We start from the raw sequence: 23,030 nt of genomic DNA, 5'->3' as shown, positions 1-23,030 counted from the left end.
CACGTTCGGAGCGAAGGCGGAGGTACGCCCTAGTGGGTGGGCAGTTTCACGGAGACCTCGAATCCGCCGGTGAGGGTGGGCGCCGCGTGGAGTTCACCGCCGACCGCGACAACGCGGGTGCGCATACCGTCGATGCCGTGACCACCGCCCGCGCCGGGCTGCGGCACCGTGGCGGTGGCGGCGTTGTGCACGGTCACGCTCACCACGCCGGGCTCGACCGCCACCGCGACCTGCACCGCAGCGCCCGGTGCGTGCCGCGCGCAGTTGGCCATCGACTCCTGCACCACGCGATAGACGACCAGCCCGGTCGTCTCCGGCACAGAATCCAGGTCCCCGGTCACCGTCCAGTCGACCGGCAGACCCGCGCGCAGCGCCGACGCGCACAGGGCGAGCACGTCGGAGGCACGCGGCTGCGGCGCGTGTTCGGGCAACTGGCCATCGCTGCGCAACACCCCGAGCAGGCCACGGATCTCGTTGAGCGCGGTGCGGGCGGTCGCGCCGATGGATTCGAATTCGGCCCGCGAGGCCTGGTCGAGGTCGGTGATCCGGTACGGCGCTGTCTGCGCCTGCACCACCACCATGGACATGTGGTGGGCGACCACATCGTGCAGGTCGCGGGCGATGCGCGCCTTCTCCTCTAGAATCGCCCGACGCGCGCGCTCGAGCTCGGTGACCTCTTCCTGCCGCTCCAGCTTGCGCCGCGAGGCCAGCAGGATCCGCACGAGATAGCCGAACAGCGCCAGCGCGCCGAACCCCATCGCCCAGCCCCAGAGCGGACCGCTCTGCGACCCGGGCATGGTCGTGGCGAACAGCATCGAGGTGGCGGCCCAGGCGACGACCACGATCGGCACCGAGGCCCGCAACGCCACCGCGAACAGCAGCACGAACAGCACGATGATGTGCACGACTTGGAAGGGCAGGTCGTTGTCCGCGCTCGGCTGCATGCCGATCGAGAACAGCAGCGCGGCCCCCGCGGAGATCGCCCAGCCCATCGCCGGGTTGACCCGCACGAACAGGATAGGGAAGGCCGCCAGCGCCGACAGCAGTGGCGCCGTGACCGGCGAGACCTCGTGGGTCACGAACAGCGTCGGCCACGCGATGCTGTACAAAATCAGCGCGACCAGCACCGTTGCGAAGTCGAACCAGGTGCGCGCGGGTATTCCTCGCGCAGCGGAGCGTGGTGGTGCGGACATGACAGTCAGCCTACGAACCGTCCGGTCACCGGACCTCATACCCACGAACCGAATACGACCCCCTACCCTGGTGTGACCCCGGCGCCGGGCATGCCACCCGCGCGCCCCGATAAACCGGTCCGCAGCGGGATACCCGCGGCGAGACCCGCTCCTTACTGTCGGAGGCCATGAACACCCCGCTTCGCCCGGTACCCGCCGCCGCTCGGGCCCGTACCGCAGATTCCGCCGCCTCCGCGCCGTCCCCCGCTCCCTCGCAGCACCGCCGTCGTAGCGGTGTCGCGCTGTGCACGGCCGGGCTGGCCATGGCCGCCGCCGTGGTCATGTCGGCGCCGGGCGCCATGGGCACCACCCCGGGCGGCACCGAGAACGTCGCGGCCGCCGCCGCGGTACGCGCGCTCATCGACGACAGCCCGGACGCCACCTCACTCATCCCCCGCGATTTCGGCTACAAGTTCGGCTACGACCCCGCGCCGCTGGACGGTCTGCTGGTGAACCCGAACGGCGGCTGTTCCTCGCCGGTGACGCTGCCCGCCGAGTTCGAGTCGGCGTGCAAGGCTCACGACCTGGGCTACGACGTGCTGCGCTACGCCGAGCGGGTCGACCAACCCCTCGGCGGATGGGCGCGCCGCTCGGTGGACGCGGCGCTGAACCGGCGCATCCACGCCTCCTGCCAGCAGCGCGACGACGAGTTCTCCCGGGCCCGCTGCGGCGTGATGGCCGATATCGCGTTCACCGCCGTGGACGTGAACTCACGACGCCAGGAGTACGGCGCACCGGTGGTGGAGAACGTCTTCGCCCAGACCGACCCGGCCGACCGGCCCAATCTCTGGCCGCTCGCCCGCACGGTCCTCGGTTTGTTCGCGGTGACGGCGGCCTCGGCCGTGATCATCGACGCGATGCGCAAACTACGCCGCCGGTTCGCATGACAGGCGCAGACGCGGAGCGTTCCTCAGCTGCGCATGGCCGCAGCGAAGGCGGAGGTACGCATGATGCAGTTGCCGAAAACTAGAACATGTCCTAGTTTTCACGCATGTCTCTAGTCATCGACGAAACGATCGAGATCGACGCCCCCGCCGCGAAGGTGTGGGAGGTGCTCACGGATTTCGAGCGCTACGGCGAGTGGAACACCTTCTGCTACGAGGCGTCGAGCACGCTGGAACCGGGCTCGACCATCGACATGCAGGTCAAGCTCGGCAACAACCGCCGTCCACAGCGGGAATGGATTCGCACCCATACCCCGGGCGTCGAGTTCAGCTACACGATGAAGCCCGTGCCGCTGGGCGCGCTGCACAGCCTGCGCTCGCACACCGTCGTGCCGCTCGGCCCCGACCGGTGCCGCTACGAGTCCCGATTCACCCTCGCGGGCTGGTTGAGCCCCGTCGTGACGTTGGCGCTCGGCAAGGATCTGCGGGCCGGTTTCACCGCGATGACGGCGGGCGTAGGCAGGCGCGCGGTGGCGTAGGCGCCCACTACCGACAGGCAACCGACAAACAAGCGGGGCGCGCCGGATTCCTTCGAATCGGCGCGCCCCGCTTGTGCGACTTCTCTCAGACAGCGCTCGGGATCGGCAGCGCGCCGCGCGCCACCTCGTAGGCCGCGCCCACCCGGTACAGGCGGTCATCGGCCAGCGCGGGCGCCATGATCTGCAGACCCACCGGCAGGTTGTCGTCGGCCGACAGACCCGACGGCACCGACATGCCGGGGTGGCCCGCCAGGTTGGTCGGCAGGGTGCACAGGTCCGACAGGTACATGGCCAGCGGGTCGTCGACCTTCTCGCCCAGCTTCCACGGAGTGAACGGGCTGGTCGGCGAGACGAGCACGTCGACCTGCTCGTAGGCGGCGTCGAAGTCGCGCGCGATCATCGTGCGGACCTTGAGGGCCTGGCCGTAGTAGGCGTCGTAGTAGCCCGCCGACAGCGCGTAGGTGCCGATCATGATGCGGCGCTTGACCTCCGGGCCGAAACCGGCCTCACGGGTCAGCGACATCACCTGGTCGGCGCTGTGGCTGCCGTCGTCACCGACGCGCAGGCCGTAGCGCATGGCATCGAAGCGCGCCAGGTTCGACGACACCTCCGAGGGCATCACCAGGTAGTACGAGGACAGCGCGTACTCGAAGCTCGGGCACGACACCTCGATCACCTCGGCGCCCAGTTCCTTCAGCACCGCGACCGCGGCGTCGAAGGAGGCGAGCACGCCGGATTGATAACTGTCGGAGTGCAATTCGCGCACCACACCGACGCGCACGCCGGTCAGGTCACCATTGGCGCCCTGTTTGGCGGCCTCGACGACGGGCGCCACCGCGACGTTGCGCGAGGTGGAGTCACGCGGGTCGTACCCGGCGATCACCTCGTGCAGCAGCGCGGTGTCGAGCACGGTGCGACCACACGGGCCACCCTGATCCAGCGACGACGCGCAGGCGACGAGGCCGTACCGGGAGACGGTGCCGTAGGTGGGCTTCACGCCGACCGTCGCGGTGACCGCGGCGGGCTGACGAATCGAGCCACCGGTATCGGTTCCGATGGCCAACGGCGCCTGGAACGAGGCCAGTGCCGCCGCCGAACCGCCGCCGGAACCGCCGGGGATGCGGGTGGTGTCCCAGGGGTTGCGGGTGGGGCCGTAGGCGGAGTTCTCGGTGGAGGAGCCCATCGCGAACTCGTCCATATTGGTCTTGCCGAGAATCGGGATGCCCGCGGCGCGCAACCGGGAGGTGACCGTCGCGTCGTACGGCGACATCCAGCCCTCGAGGATCTTCGAGGCGCAGGTGGTCGGCATGTCGGTGGTGGTGAAAACGTCCTTGAGCGCCAACGGAACTCCCGCCAGCGACGAGGCAGGGCTATCGCCCGCGGCGAGCGCGGCGTCGACCACGGCGGCCGCGGCCAGTGCCTCCTCACCGGCGACGTGCAGGAAGGCGTTGAGCTCACCGTCGACCTTGCCGATGCGATCCAGATGCGCCTGGGTGACCTCGGTGGAGGACACCTCGCCGCCGTGGATCTTGCTGGCCAGCTCCGCAGCCGACAGCTGGGTCAACTCCGTCATTCGCCCTCTCCCAGGATCTGCGGGACCAGGAAACGCTGTTCTTCCACCGCGGGCGCCTGGTCCAGCGCCTGCTCGGGAGTGAGGCCGGTGACGACCACATCGGGCCTGGTCACATTGGTCGTCGGGTTCGGCGACGCGGTGGCGGGGACATCGGCGGCGACCTCGGTGATGGTCTGCACGTGGCTGAGGATCGAATCCAGCTGACCGGCGAACTGGTCGAGTTCGGCGTCGGTCAACGCCAGCCGGGACAGCCGGGCGAGGTGAGCGACCTCGTCGCGGGAGATTGCGGGCACCGCGGGACCCCTTTCGGCTTCGGTGGGCAGTATTCGTACAGCCTAATTGGCGGGTCCTCGAGGTTTTTACGCGCCCGTCCCCGCACGTCGGACGCACCCGCTCACACGAAAGTTCGCGCATGTCGCGCCGATGGGGTCATACTTCGGGTCGAGAACCCGCGTTCAGGGGTGTAAGTATTGCTTCACCGGGTATTCGTCTCGAACAACCCCGGCCGTTATGGAAAGGAACGCACGTGTCATACCTGCTCCGCGTGCAACTTCCGGATCGACCGGGAAGCCTCGGCTCCCTCGCACTCGCCCTCGGCGGGGTCGGCGCGGACATCCTCTCGCTCGATGTCGTGGAACGCGGCGCCGGCTTCGCGATCGACGATCTCGTCGTCGAAGTCCCCACCGGCGCACTGCCCGACACCCTCATCACCGCCGCGGAATCGGTGCGCGATGTGAGCGTCGACTCCATTCGCCCGTACTCCGGCGTCCTCGACACCCACCGCGAACTCGAACTGATCGACCAGGTCGCCAGCGCCCGTGACGACCGCCTCCAGGTTCTCGTCGACGGCTGCCCCCGCGTTCTGCGCGTCGGTTGGTCCACGATCATCGGCTTGGGCCCCGCGGGCGCCTACCGCATCGTCGGCAGCCCGAGTGCCCCTGAGACACAAGCGGGTTCGGCCCCGTGGATGCCCATCGAGAAGCCGATGTGGCTCGACGGCGAGGCCGACTGGGTGCCGGAGATCTGGCGCGACATGGACACCAAACTCGCCGCCGCTCCGCTGGGCAACACCGGCAGATCGCTGTTGCTCGGCCGCCCCGGCGGACCCGACTTCCGGCCGTCGGAAGTGGCGCGGCTCGGCTACCTCGCCGGCATCGTCGCCACCGTGCTGAACTGATCGCTCAGCTCAGCGCGAGCCGCATCACGAACAGCTGCAGTCCGTCGTGGGTGGCCCAATCGCGTTCGGGGACACCGACAAAGCCGAGCCGCTCGTAGATTCGGTGGGCGTCGACCATCGAGAACATGGTGGTGAGCGCGACCGCTTCGAAGCCGCTCGATTTCGCCTCGTCGATGACGGCACGAACCAGCGCGGTGCCGACACCGAGCCCGCGCGCCTGCTTCGACACCGCGAGCATGCGGAACTCGAGTTCACCGGGCTGGGCGATCTCCGCGTACCGCGTGCCGGGCTTCGCGACAGTGAGCGAGCCGACGACCAATCCCTCGTGCACGGCGACGAGTATCTCGGACTCGGTCGCCCGGCGCGCGACGTCGGCGAGTTCGCGCACGTAGTCGTCGCGCTCGGTGACGTAGCCGTCACCCACGTACACATCGACGGTCAGCGCGGCGACCGCGTCGTACTCGTCGGAGTGAGCGGGGCGGATCAGGAGTCCGGTGGTCTGGTCGTCGGTACCGTGCATCCCGAAATGATCCCACCTGGACGTTTGTGAGCTCCAACTCACCCACACCGGGCGCGGCCGGTGAGGTCGCTCAGGAGCCGAGGTAAGGGCGAAGACCGGGGTGCTCAGCGTGCCAGTCGTCGGGGTTGTGGGGCGGGTAGGCGATGGCGAGGTGGTCGCCGGGAGCGGGCCAGTGGGCGGCGTCCCAGGCGAAGCGGCGGTAGACGACCTTGCCGGTGATCGACGGCCCGGTGACGGTGCCGGTGATCGTCACGTAGTGCTCGCCGGTCATCGCGGGCAGCGGGCTGACACCGGTCACATACAGCGACCCGTGTTCCAGGTTCGACCTCCCCCGGCCGGTCCGTCCGGCGACGACGGCGCCGATCGTCACCACCAGCATCGTCACCAGCGCTGCCGCCATCACCACTTCGAGCATGCGCCCATGCTAGGCCCCCCTCCTACAGGGGTGTGAGCTCGCTGACCCCCTGCTCGCGACGCACCTGCCACACGGCGGTACGGGTGCGCTGGGAGCGTCCGTTGCCGCGGTCGATCAGCGCGCGATCGGCGGTGGTGTAGATCAGTTGTGCGCCACGGGCATTGGTCTCCGGGTTCTGGAACAACTGGACGAGCCGGTCGGTCTCCTCGACCGGCAGGCCCGCGCCCAGATCATCGACCGCGAGCACCTGGCCGGCGTCGAGGGCTTCCAGCATCGCGGGCAGCACGCGCAGCAGCGAACGAGTGGCGGTGGATTCGTCGGCCAGCTCGAACCCGACGTCGATGCCCTCGTGCACCAGACTCAGCCCCGCGCCGCGACGGTCGACCATCCGTCGATACAGCGCGTCCCGAGCCGCCCGAAGGGTGCTCAGTTCGCGGTCGACCAGAATCTGCTCGGGGTGGTCGAGATGACCTGCCAGCGCACCGATTTCGGCATCCAGATCCCGCAGGTAGTCCGCGTACATCGGATCGTGTTCGGCGACGAGCAGATCCTCGATCCCCAGATCGGCCGTGCGCAGCAGCATCAACAGACGCGCCGCGTTGTCGGGCGAACGGGAGATGTGGCTGCCGAGGTCGTGCGCGAGCGCGTCGGTGTCGACATCACCCTGCTGCACAGCCAGATTCGCCGCGAACCACCGATACGCGGGCACCAGCGCCTCGGCGTACAGCTGCCCCGCCAGACTCAACAGCAGGGCGTTCGGCCGCAGCAACGGCACCAGCGCCGCCACACCGTAACGAGCCGCCTCGAACATCGGCCCGATCTTCACCTCGTCACCGATGCGTTCGAACACGATCCGCTTGCGCGACCGAGGATGGGTATACAACCACTCCGCGACCACATCGGCGTTGTCGAGCCGGAACCCATAGGTATAAGGCACACCTTCGGCAACGAACCCCGCGACGAATTCCGTTGGGCTATCGGCGAACCCGAGATGCGGTCGGCGCACCGGGCCCGCGTACGGGTCCCACCCGCTCACCGAGTTCAGCACCGCATCCCGCATCTGCCCGAGCGCGTCGATCAAGCTCGTCTTCCCCGCGGCCGCCACCCCGTGCACCGCAGTCACCGGCACCGCCAACGGGCCACCCGCGCCTTTGGTCAGCCGCAATTGCTGAGCTCGAGCCATAGATCCGTGGTTCGTCACCTGAAAACTGCGCAGCAAGGGTCCGCCTCTCCGAGATTCCTGGAAAGACTAGGCGACGCGGGGTCTCGCCGACGCGGCCGAGTCAGCATGTCTGCGCACTACTTGCCGCGCCATGAGGTCGCCCGGTCCCGTAGGCTGACCAAAATTCGCGGAGAGGCAGGGCAGTGTGATGGCCGTTCGAGTTGTGGTTCGCGGGGTTGTCGTTGCGGCAGTGACGGCGGGAGCGCTGGTTCCGGCCGCGCTACTCAGCGCACCGAGTGCGATGGCCGATCCGTGCCCGACCGGAACCGCACGGGTGTTCCTGGGTAACTCGACCAACTCCTGTCAAGGTGCGGGAACGGTGTCCTACACCGAGGCGCCGGTGTCGAAGGTGTGCTCGATGACCAGCACCGATGTGACTGTCGAGATCCAGACCAACATCAAGAAGCGGCCCCTGCGCACCCAGGAGCTCAGCAACGGGCAGTGCGCGTCGTTCGATATGAAGACCCAGATCGGCAACACCGTCACGGTGACGCCGAACTGAGCGTTCGCGGCGGCGCGACCGGCTAGTCCTTGATGCCCGAATCCTCGACCGGGTCGATCCTGACCGCGTCGGGACCGCCGTCGAGCAGCAGTCGGAAGCCGTCTTCGTCCAGGATCCGGACGCCGAGTTCCTCCGCCTTGGCGGCTTTCGAACCGGGCGCCTCGCCGATCACGACGTACGCGGTCTTCTTCGAGACCGAGCCGGCCGCCTTGCCACCGCGGACGAGGATCGCTTCCTTCGCGCCGTCGCGGGTGAAGGTCTGTAGGGAACCGGTGACGACGATCGACAGGCCGTCGAGGTTGCGTTCGATGGATTGATCGCGCTCGTCCTCCATCCGCACCCCGGCCGCTCGCCACTTGTCGACGATCGCGCGATGCCAGTCGACGGTGAACCATTCCAGCACCGCCGCGGCGATGGTGGGGCCGACGCCGTCGGTGGCTGACAGTTCTTCTGCTGTCGCGGATTCGATGCGCTCGAGGCTGGCGAACTCGGCGGCCAACGCGCGGGCCGCGGTCGGACCGACATGGCGAATGGACAGTGCGACGAGCACCCGCCACAGCGGAGTGTCCTTGGCGGCGTGCAGGTTGTCGAGCAGGCGGGCACCGTTGGCCGAGAGGGCGCCGTCCTGTTTGGTGAACAGCGGCACGCCGAGCAGATCCTGCGCGTCGAGGGCGAACAGGTCGCCTTCGTCGGTGATCGCGCCCGAGGTGAGCAGGGCGTTGGCGGCTTCGTAGCCGAGGGCCTCGATGTCGAAGGCGCCGCGACCGGCCAGGTGGAAGACGCGTTCACGCAGCTGGGCGGGGCAGTGCCGCTGGTTGGGGCAGCGAATGTCGGCGTCGCCCTCCTTCGCCGGGGCGAGTTCGGTGGCGCACTCGGGGCAGTGCGTCGGCATGACGAATTCGCGTTCGGCGCCGGTTCGCACGTCGACGACGGGCCCGAGGACCTCGGGAATCACATCACCGGCCTTGCGGATGGTGACAGTGTCGCCGATCAGCACGCCTTTGCGCTTCACCTCGGAGGCGTTGTGCAAGGTGGCCATCGACACGGTCGAACCGGCGATCGAGACCGGCGCCATCACCGCGAACGGGGTGACCCGACCGGTGCGGCCGACGTTCACCGCGATATCGAGCAGGGTGGTGGTGGCCTCTTCCGGCGGGTACTTGTAGGCGATGGCCCAGCGTGGGGCGCGTGAGGTGGAGCCGAGGCGGCGTTGCAGGGCCGTCTCGTCGACCTTGATCACCTGACCGTCGATCTCGTGCTCGATGTCGTGGCGGTGTTCGCCCCAGTAGGCGACCCGCTCGACCACCGCGTCGATGCCCTCGACCAGTCGGGTGTGCGCCGAGACCGGCAGGCCCCACGCGGCGAGCGCCTGGTACGCCTCGTGCTGAGAAGACGGGCGGTAACCCTCGATGCGGCCGAAGCCGTGGCAGATCATCCGCAGCCTGCGCTGGGCGGTGATCGCGGGGTTCTTCTGACGCAGCGAACCGGCGGCGGTATTGCGCGGATTCGCGTACGGCGGTTTGCCTTCGGCGACGATCTGGGCGTTCAACGTCGCGAAATCCTCGAGCCGGAAGTACACCTCGCCGCGTACTTCGAGCAGCTCCGGGATCGGGAATTCCCCGGTCGGTGTGAGCTCGTCGGGGATGTCTTCGATGGTGCGCGCGTTGAGGGTGACGTCCTCCCCCGTGCGCCCGTCGCCGCGCGTCGCGCCGCGCACCAACTTGCCGTTCTCGTACACGAGGTTCAACGCGACGCCATCGATCTTGACTTCGCACAGATAGTGCAACGCTGAACCGGTTTCGGCTTCCACCCTGCTCGCCCAGGCGCGCAGCTCGTCGTAGTCGAACACATTGTCCAGCGACAGCATCCGCTCGAGATGATCGACCGCAGTGAACTCGGTCGCGAAGCCGCCGCCGACCAGCTGGGTGGGCGAATCGGGAGTCCGCAGATCCGGCTGGGCGTCCTCGAGAGCCTGCAACTCGCGCAATAGGGCGTCGAACTCACCGTCGGTGATGATCGGCGCGTCCCGCACGTAGTAGCGGAACTGATGCCCCCGCACCTCGTCGGCCAACTGCTGCCACCGCACCCGCTGCTCGGGCGTAGCCGCTTCGGCACTCGCGGAAACCACGCTGTCGCTGTCACTCACCCACTAGAGGTTAGTCGAGCCCACCGACACATCCGCCGAACGTTCCCGCACGTCGCAGCGAGTTTTCGTGCAGTGCGACCGGGACCGCGTCACCGACGATTCCGACCCGCCCGCGACTGTTCCGGGCGCTCGACGGTGAGCGACTCCGGGTCTTCGGCGAACGCGCGGGCAACGTCGGCGGCCAGGGCGAGGGCCTTGCGAGACCAGGCGAGCGGGGCCCCCGCCAGGCCACAGGTGGGGGTGACGAGAACCTGGGTGAGAGCCGAACGCGGGAAACCGAGGTCGTCCACGAGTCGGACCGCGGGTTCGGCGACAGCGCGCCAGGTGAGCGGGCTCGTGGGCGGTTCGGTGGGGACGAGGCCGAGAGCCAGCTTCTTGCCCGAGTCCACGGCCTCGCCGATGTCGTCGAAATCGGCGGTGGTGATGGTGGCCGCGTCGAAGGACAGGGCGGTGGCCGCGGTGCGGCGCAGGGTGGCCAAGGCGGGGCGGGAGGCGCAGGTGTGCAGGATGACCGGGCCAGGCAGGGCGTTGATCACGACGTCGAGGAAGTGGATCGCCTCGGGGCCGGGCAGCGCGCGGACCGTATTGAGGACGCTCGGGCCGGTCAGCGATCCATCGAGCACCGTCGTCAGCTGCGGTTCATCCAGCTGCACAACCACTTTCGCTCCGAGTCGTTTACCGATCTCGGCAGCGTGCAGGGCCAAGCCCTCGGCCAGCGAGTCCACGAGGTCGCGCAGCGCACCGCGATCGGTGAGGATGCGATGACCGCCGGGCAGTTCGACTTCGGCGGCGAGGGTGAGCGGTCCGACCGACTGGATCTTGATCGCTCGACCGGAGCCGACGAGACCCGCTGCCTCCCAGGCTTCCTCGATCGCATCGAGATCCACCCGCACGAAGTCACGAGCCTTGCGAGAGATCGAACCCGGTCGGTCGGCGAGCCGGTAGCCGCGGGTGGTCGCGTCGAAACGCAGGTCGACCAGGAGCGCGGAGGCGCGTCCGATCATGTCGGCGCCGATCCCGCGTTCGGGGAGCTCGACGAGGTGGGGCAGTTCCGGCAGTTCACCGATGATGGTGGTCGCCGCTTCGAGTGGATCGGTGCCCGGCCAGGAACCGATGCCGGTGGCGAACGCCCCGGCGAGCAGGTCGACCGGCTCCGCTGCGGCCGGGTCGTCGGACTGCTCGCTGCCACGCCACAACGTCACGCGCTCAACACCTTTCGTGTCGTATGGGTCGGTGGTCATCCTGCCGTGTGCCCCGCAGTTCGGCGCACCCGCCACGACGCGATCAGGCCGAGGCCGCCGACGAATCGGACGCGATGCCCACGGTGCGGTCGGTGCCGTTGATGGTGCCGCTGCCGATCACGGTGTCGCCGCCATCGTCATCGGGCAGGTACAGCACGATGGCCTGGCCCTTCGCGACGCCGGTGAGCGGCTCGCCCAGCCTGGCGACGAAGCCGTCACCCTCGGGCTCGACGACGGCGGGCGCGGTCCCACCGTGCGCGCGAACCTGCACGACGCATTCGACCGACGCGGTGGGGCGAACGCCGGAGGTCCAGATCGCGCGGTCGGCGGTGATGACGTCGACCTGCAGATCCTCGACCGAACCGACCTCGACGGTGCCCGAATCGGGGTCGATCCCGGTGACGTAGCGGGGCTTGCCGTCGGCGGCGGTGTGGCTCAGGCCGAGGCCCTTGCGCTGGCCGACGGTGAATCCGTGCACACCCTCGTGCTTGCCGAGCACCGTGCCGTCGGAATCGACCAGGGCGCCGGGGCGGATGCCGATCTTGGCGCCGAGGAACGCGCGGGTATCGCCGGAGGGGATGAAGCAGATGTCGTGGCTGTCGGGCTTGTCGGCCACTGCCAGCCCGCGCTCGGCGGCTTCCTCGCGGATCCGCGGCTTCGGGGTGTCACCGACCGGGAACATCGCCCGCGCGAGCTGCTCGGCGGTGAGCACCGCCAGCACGTAGGACTGATCCTTGTCGGCGTCGACGGCACGACGCAGCACGCCCTCGTCGAGCCGGGCGTAGTGCCCGGTGACCACGGCATCGAAGCCGAGGGCCTGAGCGCGGTCGGCCAGCGCGGAGAACTTGATCTTCTCGTTGCAGCGCAGGCACGGGTTCGGGGTCTCCCCCGCGGCGTAGGCGGCGACGAAATCGTCGATCACGTCTTCCTTGAAGCGATCGGCGAAATCCCAGACGTAGAACGGGATTCCGAGCACGTCGGCGGCGCGTCGCGCGTCACCGGCGTCCTCCTTGGAACAACAACCGCGCGACCCGGTACGCAGCGTGCCCGGGTTCGCCGACAGCGCCAGATGCACCCCGACCACCTCGTGGCCCGCGTCCACGGCCCGCGCCGCGGCCACCGCCGAATCGACACCACCACTCATCGCGGCGAGAACTCTCATCTGACACCTCCTCTAGCGCCGGCCAAGCCCGCGGCCCTGGCTCGATCGATGACCTGCGGCAGCACGGTCAACAGTGTTTCGACATCGGCCTCGGTCGACGTGTGACCGAGGGTGAAGCGCAGCGAACTGCGCGCCTGCCACGGTTGCACACCCATCGCGATCAGCACGTGACTGGGCGAGGCGACCCCCGCGTTGCAGGCCGAACCGGTCGAGCACTCGATACCGGCGGCGTCGAGCAGCATCAGCAGCGAGTCACCCTCGCAACCGGGGAACGTGAAGTGGGCGTTACCGGGCAGTCGTTCGGCCGGACCGTTGAGCACGGCGTCGGCCACAGCCACCTGGACACCGGTGATCAGCTTGTCGCGCAGCGCCCGCAACTTTTCGGTGCGCGCGGGCAGCTCACCGACGGCATCGCGCAGCGCGGCGGCCATCCCGATCGCCGCGGCCACATCGGAGGTGCCCGAGCGCAGGTCGCGTTCGTGTCCGCCGCCATGGACCAGCGGCACACACGGCACACTGCGGCCCAGCAGCAGCACACCGATTCCGTGCGGGCCACCGACCTTGTGCCCGGCCACGCTGAGCGCGGCCAGCCCGCTTGCGGCGAAGTCGACCGGGACCTGGGTCACCGCCTGAATGGCGTCGCTGTGCATCGGGATATCGAATTCCTGTGCGACAGCAGCCAATTCGGTGATCGGCTCGATGGTGCCGACCTCGTTGTTGGCCCACATCACGCTGACCAGCGCCACCTCGTCGGCATGCGCGGCGAGCACCTCGCGCAGCACCTGCGGCGAGACGACACCCTCGGCGTCGACCGGCAGCCAGCTCACCTGCGCGCCCTCGTGCTTCTCCAGCCACTCGACGGCATCGAGCACCGCGTGATGCTCGACCGAGCTGGTGACGATCCTGGTGCGCCGCGGATCAGCCGCGCGACGCCCCCAGAAGATCCCCTTGACGGCAAGGTTGTCGCTCTCGGTGCCCCCGGAAGTGAAGATCACTTCGGACGGTCGAGCACCCAGATCAGCAGCGATGGACTCGCGCGCCTCTTCCAACGACCGCCGAGCCGCCCGCCCCGACCCGTGCAGCGACGACGCGTTGCCGACCGCCCCGAGGGCAGCCGTCATCGCCTCGACGGCGGCGGGCAACATCGGAGTGGTCGCCGCGTGATCGAGGTAGACCGTCTTGGGCGCACCGTTGACCGGACCCGAATAAGCCGACTTCATGACCGACAAAGCCTATACCACCGCTGACCTGGTCATCTTCGGGGTCCACCCCTGCTTTCTACGATTTTTCTACGATTTACCCACGATCCTCAACCCGAGCGCCGCTGCCGAATATTCCCCGACGCGTCCCACAACGGGTCTATAACCACCCCAGAGCAGGCATGGAGCGCACACGTCAGAACCGCTACTCCCCTAGGCGCGACTCATCCGAAACATCGCATCCGGGGCCATCCGCTTCCTCGAACGCGCGACAACAAGACTGGCCCTTGTTGCTACACGGTCCCCGCACGATCCTTCGGCTGCCGCGTTCCACCGCACCGAACGCTCGCAGTCGAGGACCCCCGGGCTGCCATGACCGCTGCGGCTGCGGCTCGGACGCGACCGCGGCATCTCCCATCAGGATTGACCGAGGGGCATCGGTGTCATCGAGGTCGACCGTTGGTGGCGTTGTCGGCTCCGACACCGGCAGCGCGTCGGAGCCCTCCCGGAAGAACGAGTCACCGATGATGCGATCGCCGATCGCGCGTTCGGCGATCGCGGATACTTGGTCTTCTCGGTCACGGCAGGCCCCTCCCTGTGCCATTTCCCTTGTCCCGCGCCAGGTTCCGGGTGCGCAGGCCATCATGGTGAATCCAGGGACCGCAGGCCGGAATGATCGTGTTCTGCGCCCCTCAGACGCAGAACGCCCGTGCCTGGCTGAGCTGTCGCGGCGGGTGGTGACTTCACCCACCACCCGCTTGCCAAGAGATTGCCGGTGTGACAGCTTGGCAATGAGCCCGAACAGGGGTCCCGGACGAGGGTAGCCGTACCCGGAACGCGACAAGACGGCCACAGGAGGCTCGTCATGTCATGGATTCTGCTCGTCATCTCCGGTGTGCTGGAAGCAGTGTGGGCCACCGCGCTGGGTCGGACCGAAGGGTTCACCCGAATCGTCCCGACTGTGGTGTTCGGTGTTGCTCTGGTAGCCAGCATGGCCGGGCTGGCGCTGGCTATGCGCGATCTCCCCCTCGGCACCGCGTACGCGGTCTGGGTGGGGATCGGCGCGGTCCTGACCGTCACCTATGCCATGGTCACCGGCGCCGAGGCGTTCTCGGTAGTGAAGGCCGTGTTCCTGGTGATGATCGTTGCCGGCGTGGTCGGGCTCAAAATGGCGCACTGACGCGAACCCCGCGCAGTTGTGCGACGATCGCTTGTCGGTCTTGAAGGTCGCCCGCCTCTGATCAGTTTGCGGGACAACGAGATTGCGAATCAACGAGGGTTACGTCAAGGAGATGCCGTGCCGGAAGTACATCGGATCACAGCGGCATCGGGCGTGGAACTATGGGCCGAAGTCGCCGGGGAAGGCCCACCGCATGTCCTAGTACCCGGAGCGGGGGGAGATCATTCGACTTGGGACCCGCTGTGGCCACAGCTCACGGCGACACACCACTGCGTGCGGTATGACCTCCGCGGCTGTGGCGCATCAGAGGACCGAACTACCGCAGAGTTTCGTCATGCCGACGACTTGGCCGCACTGCTCGACGGACTGGGCATCGAACGGACCTCGCTGACCGGTGCCTCCATGGGGGGCAGGATCGCTGTCGACTTCGCACTCACCTATCCGGATCGGGTCGATCGCCTGGTGCTGATCAGTCCAGGACTTGCCGGCTGGGACTGGTCGGACAGGTGGCGGGCGCACTGGCTCGAGTTGAGCCGGGCTGCCCGCACTGGAGACCTCGAACGTGTCAGGGACATGTGGTTCCACCACCCGTTGTTCACCACTACCCGCCGCGATCCGGGGATGGCCGCCCAACTGCGGGCCACCATCGCCACGGATGCCTGCCGCGTCTGGGTGGACGCCGATCGAGAGATACCACTGGCGCGACCCCACATCGAGTGCTTGCCAGATCTGGCCATGCCGGTGCTACTGATCACCGGCGCCGACGATGTGGAGGACTTTCGCGTCATCGCCGAGATCGTCGCGGCGATGGTTCCCGACATTCGCCGCGTAGACCTACCCGATACCGGGCATCTGGTACACCTCGAACGTCCGGCAGAGACAGCAGCGGAAATCAGCGCCTTCCTCGCCTAGGGAACACCCGCGAGTCCAGCGCACCGGGCTATGGAGACGGTTGCGGACTATCCTCCGACTGCGGCTCAGCGCCTTGTCACGGGTCAGGTTGTCGCAGAGTGTGCCGACGGGACGACTCCGAGTTGCTGCATCATCCCGAGCGTGTCCCAGGTCGCCCAACTCTCGACGATCTTGCCGTCGCGGAAACGATTGATCGTAATTCCCTGAACGACTGCCGATTTGCCGGTGGCGGGCATGCCCATCATTTCGCCGTCATTGGTTCCTGTTCCCGTCCAGCGGGTAGTGACGAAGTCGCCTTCGGCGATTTGTTCGTTGACAAGGAATCGTTGATCCGAGAAAGCGGCGAGGTACATCTGCACGAGCCGTTTGATGCCGTCGGGACCATGGACCTCGGCGAACGGATTCTGCGGATCGTGGTCGATGGCGTCGGCGGACATCAGCTCGTCGAATACATCGAGGTCTCGCTCGTTCCACGCGTCGAAAATGCGCTTGGCTGTAGCTTTGTTCTCCTCTGACATGGCGTTTCCCAACTAGTAGTCACGCCGAGCCGGCGGAGGGGGCTCGCATTCGCTACAGGCAGCCTTCGCCGCGCCCGGCGTTCAGCATGGTGTGACGCTCGGGGGGCGATGCAGTAGAGCACTGCCATCACGGAGGATGCACGCCCCGATGGTGCCCGGCAGGCATTCAGTGCCCACCGGTCGCAAACCTTGAAGCCGGTATACGCACATCATTCTGCGCCTTTTTCGCCGACAAGGTAAGGGCCGGCGCCGGCCGCGCGACGCAATCTCGTCGCGAGGCGATCGAAGGCCATGGCGAGTTCGTCTCCGTCGATCACCTCGATGTCGACGTCGAGCTGTGTCAGCCACAGCGCGAGCCGGTCCGGGTCGTCGGAACCCAGCTCGACACGGCACGTGGACTCGTCGACCGCCTCGATATCGACCGGGATGGTGATCTTCGCGGCGACCTCGGCGGCGGGGGCATGCACGAGTACCCGGGCGCGGTATTTCCAGCCCGCTTTGCTGACGCGTCCGACGACGTAGGCGACAACATCGTCGGCCGGGATCACCCGCGGCTGGAACCGCGCACCCGTCGGCGCGCGCGGAACCATGCGGTCGACACGGAAGACCCGCCAGTCGTCCCGGTCGATATCCCACGCGAGCAGGTACCAGAACGGCCCCCAGCTCACCAGCCGTTGCGGTTCCGTGTGGCGGGCGCCTTCGCCGCCCCCGTACTTGGTGTAGCCGAACCGGATCCGTTCGTGGCCGCGGATCGCGGCGGCGACCGCGCCGAGAACCGAGAGATCGAGCGGCGGCTCAGCCCCTGGCACGACGCTCGTCGCCTCGCGGACCGCCTCGACGCGCCGACGCAGGCGCGAGGGCAGCACTTGCTCCAGCTTCGCGAGCGCGGTGAGCGATGTCTCCTCGACTCCGAGCCGCTGGGTCGCGACCGCACCCAGTCCAACCGCCACGGCGACGGCCTCGTCGTCGTCGAGCAGGAGTGGGGGCATCGCCGTTCCGGCGGCCAGCCGGTATCCGCCCGCGACGCCGGGGCGCGCGTTCACGGGATAGCCGAGCGAACGCAGCTTGCCGATGTCGGCGCGCACGGTCCTGGTGCTCACCTCGAGCCGACCGGCGAGCTCGGAGCTCGTCCAGTCGCGTTTGAGCTGGAGCAACGACAGCAGTTCGAGCAGGCGGGCCGAGGTCTCCAACATGTTCTCGATCATTTCAGCAATTGCGGAAGCTAACCTGCCGCATTACCCGGGAACGTGGATGTCATGACCGAGAACGCACTCACACCGTTTCGCATCGACATCCCGCAGGCCGACGTCGACGACCTGCGCGACCGGCTGGCACGCACGCGCTGGCCGATCCCCGTGCCGGGCCGTGACGATCGCACCGACTTCAGCCGGGGCATTCCGCTGGGGTATCTGAAGGAGCTCGCCGAGTACTGGCGCGACGGGTTCGACTGGCGTGCGCAGGAAGCGAAGCTCAACGAGTACGAACAGTTCACGACAGTCGTCGACGGCCAGACGTTCCACGTCGTCCACGCGCGATCAGCGAACCCGCAGGCCACCCCGCTGATCCTGAACCACGGCTGGCCGGGCTCGTTCGTCGAGTACCAGCACCTCATCCCGCTGCTGACCGACGAGTTCCACGTGGTCGTCCCGGCGCTGCCCGGCTTCGGGTTCTCCACCCCGCTGTCCGGGACCGGCTGGGAGCTGGCGCGGACGACGGAGGCCTATGCCGAGATCATGACGCGTCTGGGCTACGAGAGGTTCGCGGCCCACGGCACCGATATCGGTTCGGGCACCACCGGCCGCCTCGCGGCGCTCTACCCGGAGCGCGTCATCGGCACACACATCGGCGCGGACCCCCGGTGGCTCGGGTTGGTCGGCGACAAGTTCCCTTACCCCGAAGATCTGTCCGAGGACGAGATCGCCCAGATCGAGGCGGTGCGCACCGAGGACGCGGCCGAGCGCGGATACCTGGAGATGCAGAACCACCGGCCCGACACGATCGGTGCGGCGCTGACCGACTCGCCGGTCGGTCAGCTCGCGTGGATCGCCGAGAAGTTCAAGACCAGGAACGGCGGCGCGTTCCGGACGCCGGACGAGTCGGTCGACCGCGACCAGCTACTCACCAACATCAGCCTGTACTGGTTCACCCGCAGCGGTGCGTCGAGCGCGCAGTTCTACTACGAGGGCGAGCACTCCGGACTCGACTGGCTCATGGCCTCCGGCGTGCCGTCCGGATGGGCCGTGTTCGACACCCACCCGCTCATGCGCCGTGCGTTGGACCCGTGGAAGGCGGTCGACCACTGGAGCGAGTTCACCGAGGGCGGTCACTTCCCCGCGATGGAGGAGACGGAACTGCTCGCCGACGATATCCGTACGTTCTTCCGCGGTATTTCCGTCACTGAAAGCTGAGTAGAGGTTCGGCGCCGTCGCGGTCTGCGTGGTCGGGCAGCTCGGCAGCACCGCGGGCGGTGCGGATGGCCGCGTACTGCTCGGCCGGGGTCGGCACACCGAATTCGGCGCGCGCCTGCTCCGGGGTCCGCACGACCGGGTTCTTCGGCGCCACATCACACAGGATCGGGTCCACCACCGGTGCGGTGTGCGGGCTGTTGGTCGCGACGATGAACCGTTGCGCGGAGACGCTGCGGTCGAGTGCACCGAACAGCACTCGCATCACCGCGGTGATCGCGGCGTCGGTGACCGCGTTCTGCCGGATACCGGCCATCGTGCGCATCCACCGCGGCAGTGTCGCGATGGTCGCGGCCCGGAACAGCACCCGGTTGACCTCGGCGAGCGGGCGCATTCCCCGACGCCGCGGCACCATCAGTCTGGCCCCGTCGAGGAGATGGTCCACATGCTCCTGGGTCACGACCCGCGCGGCCAGAACCGGTTTCATGCGTGCGTAGTAGGCGCGCATCTGCTCGCGCGAGTGCGGTACCGCGGCGGGATCGATGGTCTGGAACTGTGCGGCGCGGGCGCATTCGGCCCAATAGCGGAGGTCGTCGTCTTCGCTCAACGGGCCGGGGCCGAACTTCTCGTAGCAGTACAGCACCGAATGCCACGCGGTCAGATGAATCCACAGCTGCGCGTCGGGATCGTTGGCGTCGTAACGCAATCCGCTGATCGGTTCGATTCCGGTGATCTTGGTGTGGATCCTCACCAGCACCTGCGAGGCTTTCAGCACCGAGGCGGTGTCGCCGAAGACCAGGGTCGCCATGTACTGCAAGGTCCGGTCGAAGCGGATATCGGGGCGGTTCAGGACCGCGCCGGTATCGGCGACCGAGGCCATCAGGAACGGCTCGAACATCTCTGTCACCGCGGTGCGCTGGAACGCCACCGACAGGGTGGTCGGGTACCGGAACACTCTCCAGGCCACCGAATCCGGGCCGAAGAATCCGTAGTCCTGGTGGGGTACCACGTCGTTGTGGTTGCTCATCGGGATCGTTCCTCTCACTGCCGAGCCGCTTCGTCGGGCCCGAAGATCATGGGGATCAGGGTGCGGCGCGCGTACGCGCGCACCGATTCGTCGGTGCGCAGATCGACACCGTGCTTGGTCGGCAGCACCACGCACGCGGCGAACAGCATCGCGACGGTGCGCCCGGCCTCGTCGGGATCCAGATGCGTTGCCAGCCCGTCGGATCGGGCCGCACGCAACTGTTCGGCGACGACCGCGCCACCCAGCGACAGCAACGCCGCGTCGTCGGCCAGCCCCGCCTCGATCAGCGCCTGCGGCTCGAGGGCGGCGACCCGCGCGATCACCGGATGCTCCCGCGCCATCCGCAGACACGCCACGAACGCCTCCACCGCACGCTCACGGTGATCGGTGCGACCGGCCACGGCCTCGGCCACCGTCTCGGCCATGCGGCGACCTTCACGCATGGTCACCGCCTCGAGCAAGCCGTCGAGGTCACCGAAACGGCGATAGATCGTCGCCCGGTTCACCCCCGCTCGACGGGCGACCGGGTCGATCTTGAGCTTGCCCATCCCCGAGGCCGCGATCTCCGTGACCGCGGCGTCGAGAACCCGCTGTGCGGTCCGGTCGTCGTGTTCGTCGGACCCTCCGCCCATGCCGCCGACGAGGAACGCGGCCACGTTCTGATGCATGCCCCTACGCTAGCACCCAAAGCAACGTAAGCAACAGTTCATGTTCAAAGTGTTGCATTCACAGGCTAGCGGTCATCACTCCGATTTTCGGGCGAGTGCGCGACCGGCCGCGCGGCCGGAGAAGATGCATCCGCCCAGGAACGTGCCTTCGAGCGCGTTGTAACCGTGGACACCGCCTCCGCCGAAGCCCGCCACCTCGCCGGCGGCGTAGAGCCCTGTCAGTGGCGTGCCGTCGGGGCGGAGCACCTGGCTGTCGAGGTCGGTCTCGATGCCGCCCAAGGTCTTTCGGGTCAGGATATTGAGGCGGACAGCGATGAGCGGGCCGTGCGCCGGGTCCAGGATCCGATGCGGTGCGGCGACCCGCGCCAGTCGGTCGCTGCGTGATCGGCGGGCGTTCTCGATCGCCATCAGTTGAAGGTCTTTGCTGAAGGGATTGTCCAGTTCGCGATCACGGGCCACGATCTGACGTTCCATGTCGGCGGCGTCCAGTTGCGGGCCTCTGGCCAATTTGTTCATGCCTTCGACGAGTTCGGCGAGGGTGTCGGCCACCACGAAGTCCTGCCCGTTCTGCTTGAACTTCTCCACCGGTCCCGGCGCGCCCTTGGCGAGACGATTGCCGAGGACTTGGCGAATGCTCTTGCCGGTGATGTCGGGGTTCTGTTCGGATCCCGACAGCGCGAACTCTTTTTCGATGATGGTTTGGGTGAGCACGAACCAGGAGTAGTCGTGCCCCGTCGCCAGGATCTGCTTCATCGTGGCGAGGCTGTCGAAACCGGGGAAATGTGGTGCGGGCATGCGCTGTCCGGTCGCGTCGAACCACAACGACGACGGACCGGGGATGATCCGGATCGCGTGGTCGGGCCAGACCGGATCCCAGTTGTGGATGCCTTCGGTGTAGGCCCACAGACGGTCGCGATTGACGATGCTGGCCCCGGCCTGCTCACTGATCGCGAGCATCCGTCCGTCCACATGCGCGGGGACCCCCGAGATCAGGTGCTTCGGCGCGGCGCCGAGCCGTTCGGTCGGCCAGCTCTTCCGAATCAGGTCGTGGTTGTGGCCGATACCCCCGGAGGTGACGATGACCGCCGGTGCGCGGTATTCGAAAGATCCGGCCTCGGATCGCGACGATGCGACGCCGCGTGCCGTGGCACTGCTTTCCAAGATGGTGCCGCGGACGCCGACGCAGGCATCACCCTCGACGAGGAGCTCGTCGACCTGATGCCGAAACGCGAATCGGACGAGCCCGGCCCGCTCGGCGCGTTCGACAGGCTCGCGAAACACCCGAACGACCTCCGGACCGGTCCCCCACGTGAGGTGGAACCGAGGCACCGAGTTGCCGTGACCGGTGGCCGACCCGGAGCCTCGCTCCGCCCACCCCACCAACGGCACCAACCGCAGCCCGAGGTCGCGCAGGTATCGACGCTTCTCGGTCGCCGCGAAACGGACATACGCCTCCGCCCACCGGCGCGGCCAGATGTCCTCGCCGTCGAGCCGGTCGAAGGCCGCCGAACCCAGCCAATCCTGTAGTGCGAGTTCGTAGGAATCCTTGATGCCCATGCGGCGTTGCTCGGGGCTGTCGACCAGGAACAGTCCACCGAGAGACCAGAACGCCTGCCCGCCCAAGTTGTCGCGGTTCTCCTGGTCGAGGACCAGCACCCGGCGCCCCGCGGCGGCCAGCTCGTGGGTGGCGACCAGGCCCGCCAGGCCCGCGCCGACCACGATGACATCGGGTTCGAATGTGTCGGTCATGAACGGATCTCCCTGGTGTGGTGCTCGACGAGCAGGACGAACAGATCGGTCCGACGGGCTCGCGCGGCGTCGGTATCGGAGTCGATGAGGCATTGCACAGTCGTGCCGTCGTGCACGGCAACCAAGGCGGAACCGAACGCCGCGGCGTCGGTGATCTCGCGCCCCAATTGCGCGACGAGCAGCTCGAGCAGGGGCATCAGCGTCGCGAGGATGGTCTCCTCACGCGCGGCCACCACCCGCTTGAGCGACGGGTTACGCAGAGCGTGGGCGGTGAATTCGGCCGTGAGGCGATACCACTTGTCGTCGACGGGAATCGTTTCGAGCACCTGCTCGACGACGTCGCGCGTCGATGACACCTGTGCGCACACTCGATCGGCGACCAACGCCTCGACGGCGGCCAGCATCTGCGCCGAGCGCTGTTCCCACGCGGCGAGGAACAGCTCGTCCAATGCCGCGAAGTTGGAATAGAAGGCGCCCTTGGTGAACTGGGCTCGTTCGCACACCTGATCCACCGTGCTGCTGCCGAAGCCCCGTTCAGCGAAGACGTCGAGCGCGGCTTCGATCAGTCGCCGACGGGTCGCCTGTCGACGGCGACTGATCGGAGGGGACTTCTCTACCATATGGATACTATAAGGTATCGGATACTATTTAGTATCCGATGGGATCGGGAGCGACGGCGTACTGCCCGAAGGCCGGTGCCCGTTTCCGACAGCTGTCAGGATGACCACGTGTCAGAGTTCTCACACAGTCCGCGCCCAC

General features: G+C 67.8%; 23 protein-coding genes and 1 riboswitch. Of the genes, 7 read left to right on the top strand and 16 right to left on the bottom strand.

Annotated elements, in window-relative coordinates; all coding sequences use genetic code 11:
- Positions 1 to 29: 29 nt before the first annotated feature.
- Entirely contained in the window at positions 30 to 1,193 is a 1,164-nt protein-coding gene (locus tag NS1_RS20035) for a sensor histidine kinase (protein WP_062986858.1), read from the bottom strand.
- A gap of 167 nt (positions 1,194 to 1,360) precedes the next feature.
- Between NS1_RS20035 and NS1_RS20030 the strand changes: the two genes are divergently transcribed.
- Together NS1_RS20030 and NS1_RS20025 are read left to right on the top strand one after the other, a co-directional pair.
- A complete protein-coding gene (locus tag NS1_RS20030; protein WP_063816206.1) occupies positions 1,361 to 2,119 on the top strand; it encodes a hypothetical protein in 759 nt (252 codons plus the stop codon).
- A 104-nt stretch (positions 2,120 to 2,223) separates the two neighbouring features.
- The gene (locus tag NS1_RS20025; protein ID WP_062986856.1) at positions 2,224 to 2,655 is read left to right on the top strand and encodes an SRPBCC domain-containing protein; all 432 of its coding nucleotides are present in this window, start codon (positions 2,224 to 2,226) and stop codon (positions 2,653 to 2,655) included.
- Between the two features lie 85 nt (positions 2,656 to 2,740).
- Here NS1_RS20025 and gatA read toward each other — a convergent pair whose 3' ends face one another.
- Both gatA and gatC read right to left on the bottom strand, forming a co-directional pair.
- Positions 2,741 to 4,228, bottom strand: a complete 1,488-nt coding sequence (gene gatA, locus NS1_RS20020; RefSeq protein ID WP_062986855.1) for an Asp-tRNA(Asn)/Glu-tRNA(Gln) amidotransferase subunit GatA — start codon at positions 4,226 to 4,228, stop codon at positions 2,741 to 2,743.
- A complete protein-coding gene (gatC, locus tag NS1_RS20015; RefSeq protein WP_056812149.1) occupies positions 4,225 to 4,521 on the bottom strand; it encodes an Asp-tRNA(Asn)/Glu-tRNA(Gln) amidotransferase subunit GatC in 297 nt (98 codons plus the stop codon). The genes gatA and gatC overlap by 4 nt, the downstream gene beginning before the upstream one ends.
- 233 nt (positions 4,522 to 4,754) lie before the next feature.
- Here gatC and NS1_RS20010 point away from each other — a divergent pair, with 233 nt between their 5' ends.
- Complete coding sequence (locus NS1_RS20010; RefSeq protein WP_056812152.1) at positions 4,755 to 5,405, top strand: ACT domain-containing protein; 651 nt, start codon at positions 4,755 to 4,757, stop codon at positions 5,403 to 5,405.
- A gap of 4 nt (positions 5,406 to 5,409) precedes the next feature.
- On the opposite strand, the gene NS1_RS20005 is transcribed toward NS1_RS20010, so the two are convergent.
- The 3 genes from NS1_RS20005 to NS1_RS19995 all read right to left on the bottom strand — a co-directional run bounded on the left by NS1_RS20005 (position 5,410) and on the right by NS1_RS19995 (position 7,523).
- Complete coding sequence (locus NS1_RS20005) at positions 5,410 to 5,925, bottom strand: GNAT family N-acetyltransferase (RefSeq protein WP_062986854.1); 516 nt, start codon at positions 5,923 to 5,925, stop codon at positions 5,410 to 5,412.
- 70 nt (positions 5,926 to 5,995) lie between these two features.
- Entirely contained in the window at positions 5,996 to 6,340 is a 345-nt protein-coding gene (locus tag NS1_RS20000) for a hypothetical protein (protein WP_062986853.1), read from the bottom strand.
- Positions 6,341 to 6,362: 22 nt separating this feature from the next.
- On the bottom strand, positions 6,363 to 7,523 hold the full coding sequence (locus NS1_RS19995; RefSeq protein ID WP_255284615.1) for an AAA family ATPase: 1,161 nt from the start codon (positions 7,521 to 7,523) through the stop codon (positions 6,363 to 6,365).
- A 229-nt stretch (positions 7,524 to 7,752) separates the two neighbouring features.
- Between NS1_RS19995 and NS1_RS19990 the strand changes: the two genes are divergently transcribed.
- The gene (locus NS1_RS19990) at positions 7,753 to 8,064 is read left to right on the top strand and encodes a hypothetical protein (protein WP_062986851.1); all 312 of its coding nucleotides are present in this window, start codon (positions 7,753 to 7,755) and stop codon (positions 8,062 to 8,064) included.
- Between the two features lie 22 nt (positions 8,065 to 8,086).
- On the opposite strand, the gene ligA is transcribed toward NS1_RS19990, so the two are convergent.
- The 4 genes from ligA to NS1_RS19970 form a co-directional block, all read right to left on the bottom strand.
- Complete coding sequence (ligA, locus tag NS1_RS19985) at positions 8,087 to 10,210, bottom strand: NAD-dependent DNA ligase LigA (RefSeq protein WP_373864351.1); 2,124 nt, start codon at positions 10,208 to 10,210, stop codon at positions 8,087 to 8,089.
- A gap of 89 nt (positions 10,211 to 10,299) precedes the next feature.
- Entirely contained in the window at positions 10,300 to 11,352 is a 1,053-nt protein-coding gene (locus tag NS1_RS19980) for a methionine synthase (RefSeq protein WP_062986948.1), read from the bottom strand.
- Positions 11,353 to 11,494: 142 nt separating this feature from the next.
- A complete protein-coding gene (mnmA, locus tag NS1_RS19975) occupies positions 11,495 to 12,613 on the bottom strand; it encodes a tRNA 2-thiouridine(34) synthase MnmA (RefSeq protein WP_062986850.1) in 1,119 nt (372 codons plus the stop codon).
- Entirely contained in the window at positions 12,610 to 13,833 is a 1,224-nt protein-coding gene (locus NS1_RS19970; RefSeq protein ID WP_062986849.1) for a cysteine desulfurase family protein, read from the bottom strand. Before NS1_RS19970 ends, mnmA begins: the two co-directional genes overlap by 4 nt.
- 769 nt (positions 13,834 to 14,602) lie before the next feature.
- A riboswitch (guanidine-III (ykkC-III) riboswitch) is annotated at positions 14,603 to 14,667 on the top strand.
- A gap of 10 nt (positions 14,668 to 14,677) precedes the next feature.
- Here NS1_RS19970 and NS1_RS19965 point away from each other — a divergent pair.
- A complete protein-coding gene (locus NS1_RS19965; protein ID WP_062986848.1) occupies positions 14,678 to 14,992 on the top strand; it encodes a DMT family transporter in 315 nt (104 codons plus the stop codon).
- An 18-nt stretch (positions 14,993 to 15,010) separates the two neighbouring features.
- Positions 15,011 to 15,904 (top strand): alpha/beta fold hydrolase, encoded by an 894-nt coding sequence (locus NS1_RS39175; protein ID WP_084503861.1) that lies wholly within the window; start codon positions 15,011 to 15,013, stop codon positions 15,902 to 15,904.
- 83 nt (positions 15,905 to 15,987) lie between these two features.
- Here the strand turns inward: NS1_RS39175 and NS1_RS19955 are convergent, their stop codons facing one another.
- Together NS1_RS19955 and NS1_RS19950 are read right to left on the bottom strand one after the other, a co-directional pair.
- Positions 15,988 to 16,422 carry an ester cyclase gene (locus NS1_RS19955; protein WP_062986846.1) on the bottom strand — a complete coding sequence of 145 codons (435 nt, stop codon included), beginning with the start codon at positions 16,420 to 16,422 and terminating at the stop codon, positions 15,988 to 15,990.
- A 209-nt stretch (positions 16,423 to 16,631) separates the two neighbouring features.
- Positions 16,632 to 17,615: a helix-turn-helix transcriptional regulator gene (locus NS1_RS19950; RefSeq protein ID WP_062986947.1), complete on the bottom strand. Its 984-nt coding sequence runs from the start codon at positions 17,613 to 17,615 to the stop codon at positions 16,632 to 16,634.
- A 63-nt stretch (positions 17,616 to 17,678) separates the two neighbouring features.
- On the opposite strand from NS1_RS19950, the gene NS1_RS19945 reads away from it, so the two are divergent.
- Positions 17,679 to 18,830: an epoxide hydrolase family protein gene (locus NS1_RS19945; protein WP_062986946.1), complete on the top strand. Its 1,152-nt coding sequence runs from the start codon at positions 17,679 to 17,681 to the stop codon at positions 18,828 to 18,830.
- On the opposite strand, the gene NS1_RS19940 is transcribed toward NS1_RS19945, so the two are convergent.
- The 4 genes from NS1_RS19940 to NS1_RS19925 form a co-directional block, all read right to left on the bottom strand.
- Positions 18,817 to 19,854, bottom strand: coding sequence for an oxygenase MpaB family protein (locus NS1_RS19940; protein WP_062986845.1), 1,038 nt, complete (start codon positions 19,852 to 19,854; stop codon positions 18,817 to 18,819). The two genes, NS1_RS19945 and NS1_RS19940, sit on opposite strands and share 14 nt — an antisense overlap.
- Before the next feature lie 14 nt (positions 19,855 to 19,868).
- The gene (locus tag NS1_RS19935) at positions 19,869 to 20,522 is read right to left on the bottom strand and encodes a TetR/AcrR family transcriptional regulator (RefSeq protein WP_062986844.1); all 654 of its coding nucleotides are present in this window, start codon (positions 20,520 to 20,522) and stop codon (positions 19,869 to 19,871) included.
- A gap of 75 nt (positions 20,523 to 20,597) precedes the next feature.
- Positions 20,598 to 22,271, bottom strand: a complete 1,674-nt coding sequence (locus NS1_RS19930; RefSeq protein WP_062986842.1) for an FAD-binding dehydrogenase — start codon at positions 22,269 to 22,271, stop codon at positions 20,598 to 20,600.
- Entirely contained in the window at positions 22,268 to 22,891 is a 624-nt protein-coding gene (locus NS1_RS19925) for a TetR/AcrR family transcriptional regulator (protein WP_062986840.1), read from the bottom strand. The genes NS1_RS19930 and NS1_RS19925 overlap by 4 nt, the downstream gene beginning before the upstream one ends.
- Between the last annotated feature and the right edge of the window lie 139 nt (positions 22,892 to 23,030).

This window comes from Nocardia salmonicida NBRC 13393 (assembly GCF_001613085.1).
Lineage (GTDB): Bacteria > Actinomycetota > Actinomycetes > Mycobacteriales > Mycobacteriaceae > Nocardia > Nocardia salmonicida.
This window is presented reverse-complemented; position numbering and strand designations above follow the sequence as displayed.